Here is a 9,938-nt window from a genome sequence, read left to right on the forward strand (position 1 = left end):
AATCGCCCGGGGAAACGGTCGCCGCCTGCTCCGGCCCCGACGCCTACCGGGCGGCGGCGGCAGCCACCGTCTCCGGCTGGACGAGCCTCGTGGAGGGCCTGCAGTCAAGACACCCGGCCCTCGGCGCCTGCGTCATGGAAGGCATGCCTTCGGTGCAGGACGACCGCGTCGTCCTCTCGTTTCCCGCGGAAAAGACGTTCCAGCTCAAACAGGTCGAGAAGGATCTCGACGTGCTGCAGAAGGCGTCCGTCAGCTACCTCGGCAAGGAACTCCTGCTGAACGTCGTCAGCGGCGACGACGAGGTGCGCAGCGAGCACCGCGATGAACTGCGCCGCGCCGTGGCGCCCACCGAGAAAGAGGCCCTGCACGAGGCCTGCGACAAGGACGATACCCTGGGGGATCTCGTGCGCATGCTCGACGCCGAAGTTGTTCCCGACGCCGAAAGGGAGGATTGGCTGCGCCGCGACGACGGGGCGAAGTCATCCGGCACTTCATAGAAGCACCGCCCCGCGGGGAGGAGGAGAACCGATGGACATCCGCGCCCTGATGAAGCAGGCCCAGCAGATGCAGCAGAAGATGGCGGAGGCCCAGGAAGAGTTGGCCCGGAAGGTCGTCACCGTGGAGGTCGCCGGCGGACAGGTCACCGCCAGCATGAACGGCAAGCACGACCTGACCGCCTTGACCATCAAACCGGAGATCGTCGACCCCGAGGACGTGGATTTCCTGCAGGATCTGGTGCTCTCGGCCGTCAACGAGGCCACGCGCAAGGTGAACGAGATGGTCGAGCAGGACATGGGCTCGGTCACCGGCGGCATGAACTTGCCCGGTCTGCCGGGGATGTAGGGTCGTGGATCACTCCACGCCGTCGGCCAACCACTTCCGGACCCACCGCGACGGCGGCGAGTTCCAGTCCCCGTCCCTGGAACGACTGGTGCGCGCCCTGAGCCGGTTGCCGGGCCTGGGCCGCAAGTCGGCCACGCGCATCGCGCTCGAACTCATCCAGCGCGACGGCGCGCTGCCCGTCGAACTCATCGACGCCCTGGCCGAGGCCCGCGAGCGGGTCCGCAACTGCAGCCGCTGCGGCGCGATCACCGAGACCGATCCCTGCTCCATATGCAGCTCCGCCAGACGCGATGCGCGGCTGCTCTGCGTCACCGCCTCGCCCGTGGACATCCTGTCGTTCGAGAAGGCGGGGTTCTTCCGCGGACGTTATTTTGTGCTGGGCAAGCTGCTGTCGCCGCTGGACGGCGTGCGCGTCGAGGATCTGCCCTTCGACCGGCTCGTCCGCCGTGTCGAGCAGGACGAGGTCGGCGAGCTGATCCTGGCTCTCGATGCCAGCGTGGAAGGCGAGGCGACGGCCCTCTACATCCAGCGGCTGTTCGCCGCCGCCGAGCTCAAGTTGACCCGCCTGGCCACCGGTATCCCGGTCGGCGGCGCCCTGGCCTACACCGACGAGGCCACCCTGCAGAGGGCCTTCCAGTTCCGCCGGGACTTCTGATTTCAAGTCCTTCTGTTTCCAGCCGATAGCTAGATCGAGAGTCCGCATTCCGGAAATGCGGTCCCGTGTCCCTGTTCGTCGAGAGGGCCGCCATGGCAGGGTCCGCCAGCCCAGTCCAGGACGAGGCATACCAGCGCATATGCGACGCGGCCGCTGCGCTCGCGCAACGTGAGGGCGTGGCCGGCGTCTGCCTGGTGGCCGGCGGCGGCCGGCTCGTCCTGCGTTTCGGGTCCGGTCCGCAGCCGGCTGATGACGACACTCTCGCCAGGCTCACGTCGGCAGTCTCCGTGGCCCGGACACTCGATCCGGACAGCGGGCATGACGCACCGGTCTTCGTGCACGACGGGCGCAACCGGGTCTACGCCCGGCCCGTGGCGCGCGATCTCTCGCTCCTGTTGTTCTGCGAGACGCGCCTGCCGCCGGGGTTGGCCTATAGGCTCGTCGAGATGCCGGTCGCAGCCATGCGCGAAGCCCTGTCCGCCCTCTTCGCCGCCGTGTCCCGGCGGCGGGACGTGGACACAGACTCAGGCGGCGACGACATCTTCTGGGAGTAGGCGATGCCTGGCGACGCGAGAGAGACGCCTGTCGATCACATCATGCGCATCGTCTATTACGGCGCGGGCCTGGCCGGCAAGACGACCAACCTGCTGCAGCTCGCCGCCGCCGCCGGCATCCCCGATGAGGTGACCGTCGTCGAGACCGCATCCGCGGCGGACCGCTGCGAGTTCCTGCCGTTGCCCTGGCGGGGCGGGTCGCGGGCGCTGCACCTGGTCGCCGTGCCGGGCCGGCTGGCGCGGGCCGAGGACCGGCGGCTGCTTTTGCGCGGCGCCCATGGCGTGGTCTTCGTGGCCGACGGACGGGCCGCGCGGCAGGACGCGAACCTGGTGCTCCTGGACGAACTCGGATCTCATCTCGCCGCTGCCGGGATCGTACCGGCCGCCTTTCCGCTGGTGCTGCAGTACAATCACCGCGATCTGCCCGACGCCGTGCCGCCGAAGGATATGGACCGCCTGCTCAACGGCCGCGGCTGGCCGGCGGTGCCCGCCTGCGCCCTGACCGGGGAAGGCGTCGAGGCCACCCTCGAGACCCTGTTCAGCCGCCTGCCGTCCGGCTAGCCCTTCCCCGCGTTGACCGCGCGTGTCCCTTGTCTTACCCTGACGCCCAGCGAGCCTCGCAGCGAGCGTACCGTCAGCGGGAGAGGACACCGTGAAACGTTTTCTGATCCACGCCTTCGCCACTTTCGGCGGCACCGGCTACGCGCCCTTCGCGCCGGCCACCGTCGCCAGCCTGGTCTTCGCGCTAGTCTGGGGCGCGGTCTCGCCGGTCTGCCCCGCCACCCAGCTGCTGTTGCTGGCGGGAGTCGTGGCCCTGGGCGTACCCGCCGCCGGCTGGATGGAGCGCCGCCACGGCCCGGATCCTTCCCTGGTGGTCTGCGACGAGGTCGCGGGTATGCTCGTCACATACCTGGGCGTGGGCACCGGCTGGGCCGGTTGGCTGGCCGGCTTCTTCTGGTTCAGGTTCTTCGACATCGCCAAGCCCTTTCCCGTGCGGCGCGCCGAGCGGCTGCCCGGCGGCTGGGGCATCACCGTGGACGATCTGCTTGCCGGCGTCTACGCGAACATCTGCCTGCGTCTGACCCTGGCGGTGACCGGATGGTGAAGCTGACCCGGGCCTGGCTCGTGGTCGTCGGCGACGAATTGCTCAACGGCCGCACCGTGGACACCAATTCCAGTTTCATGCAGCGCCGACTGGCGAATCGTGGCGTGAGGGTGGACGCCGTGACGGTGGTGCCGGACCGTGCCGACAGGATCTCCGCCGCGCTCGACGCCGTTCCCGCCGGGGCGCTGGTCGTCGTGACCGGCGGGCTCGGGCCCACCCGCGACGATCTCACGGCCGAGACCGTGGCCGCCTGGGCCGGGGCGCCGCTGCGCGAGAACGACGCCGTGGCCCGGCACCTGCGCGCGATGTGCGCGCAGAGGGGCTACCCCTACGCGGAGAACATGGTCAAGCAGGGTCTGCTGCCCGCGGGGCTGGACGCCCTGCTCAACCCCCTGGGCACCGCGCCGGCCATGGCGGGCGAGCTGTGCGAGCGCACGCTGGTCCTGCTGCCGGGTGTGCCCCAGGAGGTGCGGGCCATGTGGGAGTCCGTCGAGGCCTGGTTGTCCGCCCGCGGTCGGCTGGGAGACCCCTTGCCAGGCGTGTTGATGCGCACGGTGCGTTTCTCCGAGCCGGGGCTGGCCAAGGCGACCGAGGCGTTGCGCGGCCGTCACAGCGACCTCGACTGGTCCTGGTGGTTGACGCGCTGGGGCGTGGACGTGCAGGCGGCGGCGCCCTCGCCCGCAGTCGCGTGGCCGGAGCGGCTCGCCGGGGACCTGGCCGCGGTCCTGGGCGACCACGTCTATGCGAGAGACCTGCGCGGGTTGCACGAGGTTGTGCAGGCGGACCTGATCGCCGGCGGCTGGACGGTGGCGGTGGCCGAATCCTGCACGGGCGGCCTGCTCGGCGCGGCCCTGACCGAGAACGCGGGCTCGTCCGCGTGCTTCCTGGGTGGCGCGCTCACCTATGCGGACGCAGTCAAGACGTCCGCACTCGGCGTCGCCCCCGCCACCCTGGAGTCGCACGGCGCCGTCAGCGTGGAAACCGCGCGCGAGATGGCCGCCGGCTGCCGGGAGCGTTTCGGCAGCGACCACGCCCTGTCCATCACCGGGATCGCCGGTCCCGACGGGGGCTCGCCGGACAAGCCGGTCGGCACCGTCTGTCTCGGCCTGGCCTCGGCGTGCGGCGTGTACGCCGGGCATTACCGTCTGGGCCCGCATCGTTACCGCAACCGGGAACTGGCCGTGTCCTTCGCCCTCGACGCGTTGCGCAGGCATCTCGCCAGCGCCGCCGATCCGTTCGCCGGCCGCGGCGGGGAGGCCAGGCGGTGAGACTATTCGTGGCCGTTGACCCGGGGGAGCGCCTGCGCGCGACGCTGGCAACCGCGCTCGACACCTGGCGCCGCCGCTGGGACCTGAACTGGGTCCGGCCGGAGAACCTGCACGTCACCCTGCGCTTTCTCGGCGAACAGCCGGAGCGCGTCCTGCCCGCGCTGGATGGCGCCTTGCGGCGAGCCGCCGGTTCGCGCGCCGGTTTCGCGATGTCGTCGGGCGGTCTGGGGGTCTTCCCGGGCTGGCGCCGGCCGCGGGTCCTCTTCTTGCAGCTTGCCGGGGACGGCGAGCTGGAGGCGCTGGCCACGTCCGTCAACGAGGCGATCGATGCGCGCCTGGGAGAGGAACCCCCACTGCGGCAAGCGTTCCGCGCGCACCTGACCCTGGCCCGCATCAAGCGTCCGCTCGGCGCGACGGACCTCGATGATCTGCGGAACCTCGTCCCGCCGGCCCCGCATCCTGTCGCGATACGGGAGATCCGCCTGATCGAGAGCCGCTTGACCGGGCGCGGTCCGGTGTACGTCGAGCGTCGGGTTTTCCCGTTGGCGGGCGCCGGTCCGGCGTAGTATGGTGGATCGCACCTGTCCGGCGGCCGGCCCGCGGCGCAAGGCGGGCGCTCGGCTCGGCAGCGAAGCCTCCCGGACCCGACTCACACCCAAGGAGAGATGACGATGGCAAAGGACAGGCAGCAGGACAGGGCCAAGGCGCTCGAGTTGACCCGGGCCCAGATCGAGAAGCAGTTCGGCAAGGGAGCCATCATGCTCCTGGGCGACGACCGGGTCGTGGAAGGCATCGAGGCCGTGTCGACCGGCAGCTTGACGCTGGACATCGCACTGGGCATCGGCGGCCTGCCCCGGGGGCGCGTGACCGAGATCTACGGTCCGGAAGGCAGCGGCAAGACCACCTTGGCGTTGAGCGTCGTGGCCAGCGCCCAGCGCAGCGGCGGCACGGCGGCCTTCGTGGACGCCGAGCACGCGCTCGATCCGATCTACGCCCGCAATATCGGCGTGGATATCGACAATTTGCTCGTCTCGCAGCCGGATAACGGCGAGCAGGCGCTGGAGATCACCGAGTTGCTGGTGCGGTCCGGCGCCGTGGACATCGTCGTGATCGATTCGGTGGCCGCGCTGGTGCCGCGGGCGGAGATCGAGGGAGAGATGGGCGACACCCACGTCGGCCTGCAGGCCCGGCTGATGAGCCAGGCTCTGCGCAAGCTGACCGGCGCGATCTCCAAGACCAACACCATGGTGGTGTTCACGAACCAGCTGCGCATGAAGATCGGGGTGATGTTCGGCAATCCCGAGACAACGACCGGCGGCTACGCGCTCAAGTTCTACAGCACCGTCCGCCTGGACATCCGTCGCGTCGGCGCCCTGACCCAGGGCGAGGAAGTGGTCGGCAACCACGTGCGCGTCAAGGTCGTCAAGAACAAGGTGGCAGCGCCGTTCAAGAAGGCGGAATTCGACATCCTCTACGGGCACGGCATCTCCAAGGAGGGCGACCTGATCGAGCTGGGCGTCGAGGCCGGGATCATCCAGAAGTCCGGCGCCTGGTACAGCTTCGGCGAAGAGCGCCTGGGGCAAGGCAAGGAGAACGTGCGGGATTTCCTGCGCGAGACCCCGGACCTCTACCGGCGCATCGAGGAGCCGGTCCTGATCCATTACGGCATCAGGCCGGCCGCCGCTGAACCCAAGCCCGCCGAGACGGAGGCCGGTGCAGGGGCGGCCCGGCCCCTGGCCAAGCCGGCCAAGACGAAATCGTCGGCGTCGGCGGCGGGATAGGCCGTGAGCGCCGGCGGCGGCCCCACGCTGCTTGCGGTGGAGGACACCGAGGGCGGCGTGCGCGTCACGCTCAGCGACGGTGAAACCCTGGAGCTGGCGGTGGAATCCCTGCCGCCGGCTCTTCCCGCTCCCGGGGGGTCGGTGCCGGCGGACCTGCTGGCGCGATTGCGGGAAGCCGCCGCGTGCAAGCTCATCGCCAGGCGGTTGTTCGCCCTCCTGGGTCGTCGCCTGCAGACCCGGAGCGCGCTGCGACGCAAGCTCCTGGACGAGGGATTTCCGGCGGGTCCGCTCGACGAGATCCTGGATCGCTTCGCCGCCGCCGGCGTGCATTCCGACCGCCTGTTCGCCGAGACGTGGTGCCGGGACACGGTGCGCCTGCGCCCCGTAGGTCGTCGCTACCTGGAAAGCAAGTTGCGGGAGCGCGGTGTCGCGGCGGAGCTGGCCGCCGTGGTGGTGCACGAGATCGTGACGGATGAGGACCAGCACCGCCATTGCCGCGCGGCCGCCCGCAAGTGGTGGCGCCGCCAGCGGGGAGCGGCCGACCTCCGCGCCCTGTCCAGGGGAGAGCGCTACCTGCTGGGTCGCGGCTTTCCGGCGGCGCTGGCAGGCACGGTCATCCGCGAAACGGTCCCCGACGCCGAGGAGGCCACGTGAGGATTCTCGTCACCGGCAGCGCGGGGATGCTCGGGCGCGCCGTGGTCGCCGCGCTGGCGGACGACCACGAGGTGACCGGCGTCGATCTGCCGGACGGTGATCTGACGGTCGCCGGAGACGTCGCCGCCCTGTTCGAGCGGTACCGGCCGGAGTGGACGGTCCACACGGCGGCCTACACGGACGTGGACGGTGCCGAGAGCGACCGTCACCGGGCGGCCGCGGTCAACGGGGAGGCGACGGCCGCCGTGGCGGAGGCCTGCGACGCCGCCGGTGCCGGCCTCACCTACATCAGCACCGACTACGTCTTCGCCGGCGAAGCGGCCGACGGCTATGACGAGGACGACGCCCGGGATCCCGTCAACGCCTACGGCGCCACCAAGGCCGCGGGCGAGGCCGCCACGGAAAGCATGTCCGGCCCTTGGCAGATCGTGCGCACGAGCTGGCTCTTCGGCCCGGGACCGCGCAATTTCGTGCTCACCGTCAGGCGGTTGCTGGCGGAGCGGGATACGCTGAAGGTGGTCGACGACCAGACGGGATGCCCCACCTTTGCGCCGGACCTGGCGCGGGTCCTGGCGTATCTGATGCGGGCGCGCCCCGCCGGCGTCTTCCACGCCACCAATGCGGGCGCCTGCACCTGGTACGCTTTCGCGAGGGAGATCGCCCGCCTGAGCGGCGACGATCCCCGTCGGGCTCGGCCCTGCGGCAGCGGCGCTTATCCCACGCCTGCGCGGCGCCCGCGCTGCTCGATCCTCAAGAGCCGCAACCTGGAGGCGTGCGGTTGTCCGGCACGTCCTACTTGGCAGGACGCCCTGGCGCGCTATATTGCCTGGCTGGATGATCGTACGCATGTCGAGCGGGGAGGATGAGGATGCCCGGCCCTAGCAACGTCGACAGGACCTTCGGCGCGCGTATCTACCGCGCAGCCCTCGCGGACCACCGTGCGGCGATCGACGACCTGGGCGAAGAGCACCTGGACGCCCTGCTGGCCGTGGCCGTCGCCGTGCGCGACGCATGGGCGGCGGGCGGCAAGCTGCTCGTCTGCGGCAACGGCGGCAGCGCGGCGGACGCCCAGCATATCGCCGCGGAACTGGTCGGCCGCTTCGAGCGCAACCGCCCCGCCTATGCCGCGCTGGCTTTGAACGTGAACGCGTCGGTCATGACCGCGGTGGGCAACGACTACGGATTCCAGGAGATCTTCGCCCGACAGGTCACGGGCCTGGGAAATGCCCGCGACGTCCTGCTGGTGCTCTCCACCTCCGGCAACTCGGAGAACTGCGTGCAGGCCGTCGAGGCGGCGCACGAGATGGGCATGACCGTCTTCGGTTTCCTGGGCCACGACGGCGGCGATCTGGCCGGGCTCGTGGACGGGGCCCTGATCGCCCCGGGCGCCTCGACCGCCACCATCCAGGAACTGCACATAACCATGGGACACGTCCTGTGCCGGATTCTCGAGTCTTGGCTGGTGGACGAGGCCGGGGATGGCGCGGCGCAGTGAAGACGTCCAGCATCAGAACCATTTTCGAGAGCCTGCGCCCGCGGCAGTGGACCAAGAACCTCATCCTGTTCGCCGGTCTGATCTTCTCCCAGCACGCCACCGATCCGACGCTGTTATGGCGCGCGACGGTGGGAGGGATCCTGTTCTGCCTCCTCTCGGGCGTGGTCTACATCTTCAACGACATCAAGGATATCGAGCACGACCGCCGCCATCCCGTCAAGCGCGAGCGGCCCCTCGCGTCGGGTCGTCTCGACGTGCGCGCGGCGGAGATCGCAGCCTTGGTGCTGGCGGTGGTCTCGCTCGGCGGCGCGTTGCTGCTCGGGCTGCGCTTCGCGCTGATCGCCGCCATGTTCCTGCTGCTCAACGTGGCCTATACGCACGGGTTGAAGCGCCTGGTCATCCTGGACGTGGTCGGGATCGCCATCGGCTTCGTCCTGCGCGCGATCGCGAGTGTCGAGGTCCTGCGCGACGCCGCCTACCACATACCGCTCTCGAACTGGCTCATCCTGTGCACCTTCCTGCTCGCCCTCTTCCTCGGTTTCGCCAAGCGCCGCGCCGAGTACATGCACGTGCTGCCGGCCGGCCTGGAGACGAGACCGTCCCTGAGGTTCTACAACGAGCTGACCCTCAATCTCCTGATCGGCGGCACCTTCGCCCTGACCGTCACCGCGTACGCTATGTACACCATGTCACCGGGCACCGTCGCGCAGTTCGACACCTGGCATCTGGTCATGACGGTGCCCTTCGTCGTCTGGGGGCTGGGACGCTATCTCGTACTGATCTTCATGGACGGGCAGGGCAGCATGCCGCACGAGGTGCTGCTGACCGATATCTGGATCCAGCTGGCCTTGCTCGGCTGGATCGTGACGGCGTGCCTGGTCATCGGGCTGCAGGGCTGACGGGAGACATGCGCATGACACCTCTGGCTGTCGTCTGGACCAGACCGGAAACGGTGCGCGACGATATCGTGCGCGTGCTCGCCATGTCCGGCTACACGGCGACGCCCGGCGAGGTCACGGCCGTGATCGATGCCCCCGGCGCTAACCGGCGCGGACCCGGGGCCGCCACGTCCCCCTGGCAGGTCGAGGGCGCCCTTGCCGCCGTCGCCGCGCACGGGGGCGGGGAGCCGTCGCGGCGGATCACCGCCCTCACGCGCGCGGCACTCCATCTGGTTGTCGCCCGGCCGGACGCCGAACTCGGCGTGGGTTGCTGTCTGCAGGCCCTGGCGGGGGTGGCAGGAACCGAAGGACGTCACGAACGCGACTCCGTCGCGCGCCGCGTCGTCGCCGGAACCCGCCGGGTCCTCGCCTCGGACGTTGAACACTGGTTTCTGGTCGACGCGACGCTCATCCCCGGCGGCGGCCGACCGGACTCCACGCTGCAGCCGCGCAACCTCCTGCTCGCGGGCCGCGACCCGGTCGCGCTCGACGCGGCTGTCGCCAGGGTGCTGGGTCTCGATCCGTTCTCCCTGCCGCTACTTTCGCTCGCAGCTGACGCCGGTCTGGGCGACCTCGCATCGCACCCGTCCGCACAGATCGGCGACGTGGCGGAGCTGTACCGCCGGCCGCCGGCGGTCTGGCGGC

14 protein-coding genes are annotated in these 9,938 nt (G+C 70.2%); all 14 read left to right on the forward strand.

What is annotated here, in order from left to right:
- Positions 1–497: hypothetical protein (locus KJ554_12620; protein MBU0743177.1), on the forward strand; the 497-nt coding region annotated here is incomplete at its 5' end.
- 31 nt (positions 498–528) lie between these two features.
- Positions 529–843 carry a YbaB/EbfC family nucleoid-associated protein gene (locus KJ554_12625; GenBank protein MBU0743178.1) on the forward strand — a complete coding sequence of 105 codons (315 nt, stop codon included), beginning with the start codon at positions 529–531 and terminating at the stop codon, positions 841–843.
- 4 nt (positions 844–847) lie between these two features.
- On the forward strand, positions 848–1,498 hold the full coding sequence (recR, locus tag KJ554_12630; protein ID MBU0743179.1) for a recombination mediator RecR: 651 nt from the start codon (positions 848–850) through the stop codon (positions 1,496–1,498).
- Positions 1,499–1,563: 65 nt separating this feature from the next.
- On the forward strand, positions 1,564–2,052 hold the full coding sequence (locus KJ554_12635) for a hypothetical protein (protein MBU0743180.1): 489 nt from the start codon (positions 1,564–1,566) through the stop codon (positions 2,050–2,052).
- 3 nt (positions 2,053–2,055) lie between these two features.
- A complete protein-coding gene (locus tag KJ554_12640; GenBank protein MBU0743181.1) occupies positions 2,056–2,613 on the forward strand; it encodes a gliding-motility protein MglA in 558 nt (185 codons plus the stop codon).
- A gap of 91 nt (positions 2,614–2,704) precedes the next feature.
- On the forward strand, positions 2,705–3,157 hold the full coding sequence (locus KJ554_12645) for a phosphatidylglycerophosphatase A (protein MBU0743182.1): 453 nt from the start codon (positions 2,705–2,707) through the stop codon (positions 3,155–3,157).
- Entirely contained in the window at positions 3,151–4,425 is a 1,275-nt protein-coding gene (locus KJ554_12650) for a CinA family nicotinamide mononucleotide deamidase-related protein (GenBank protein ID MBU0743183.1), read from the forward strand. Before KJ554_12645 ends, KJ554_12650 begins: the two co-directional genes overlap by 7 nt.
- Positions 4,422–4,991 carry an RNA 2',3'-cyclic phosphodiesterase gene (thpR, locus tag KJ554_12655; GenBank protein MBU0743184.1) on the forward strand — a complete coding sequence of 190 codons (570 nt, stop codon included), beginning with the start codon at positions 4,422–4,424 and terminating at the stop codon, positions 4,989–4,991. Before KJ554_12650 ends, thpR begins: the two co-directional genes overlap by 4 nt.
- Before the next feature lie 105 nt (positions 4,992–5,096).
- The gene (gene recA / locus KJ554_12660; protein ID MBU0743185.1) at positions 5,097–6,206 is read left to right on the forward strand and encodes a recombinase RecA; all 1,110 of its coding nucleotides are present in this window, start codon (positions 5,097–5,099) and stop codon (positions 6,204–6,206) included.
- Positions 6,207–6,209: 3 nt separating this feature from the next.
- Positions 6,210–6,860 carry a RecX family transcriptional regulator gene (locus KJ554_12665; GenBank protein MBU0743186.1) on the forward strand — a complete coding sequence of 217 codons (651 nt, stop codon included), beginning with the start codon at positions 6,210–6,212 and terminating at the stop codon, positions 6,858–6,860.
- Positions 6,857–7,726, forward strand: a complete 870-nt coding sequence (gene rfbD, locus KJ554_12670; protein MBU0743187.1) for a dTDP-4-dehydrorhamnose reductase — start codon at positions 6,857–6,859, stop codon at positions 7,724–7,726. The genes KJ554_12665 and rfbD overlap by 4 nt, the downstream gene beginning before the upstream one ends.
- A 2-nt stretch (positions 7,727–7,728) precedes the next feature.
- Positions 7,729–8,355, forward strand: a complete 627-nt coding sequence (locus KJ554_12675) for an SIS domain-containing protein (GenBank protein MBU0743188.1) — start codon at positions 7,729–7,731, stop codon at positions 8,353–8,355.
- Positions 8,352–9,254, forward strand: coding sequence for a decaprenyl-phosphate phosphoribosyltransferase (locus KJ554_12680; protein ID MBU0743189.1), 903 nt, complete (start codon positions 8,352–8,354; stop codon positions 9,252–9,254). Before KJ554_12675 ends, KJ554_12680 begins: the two co-directional genes overlap by 4 nt.
- A 14-nt stretch (positions 9,255–9,268) precedes the next feature.
- Positions 9,269–9,938: DUF362 domain-containing protein (locus KJ554_12685; GenBank protein ID MBU0743190.1), on the forward strand; the 670-nt coding region annotated here is incomplete at its 3' end.

The organism is bacterium, assembly GCA_018814885.1.
Classification (GTDB): Bacteria; Krumholzibacteriota; Krumholzibacteriia; order LZORAL124-64-63; family LZORAL124-64-63; genus JAHIYU01.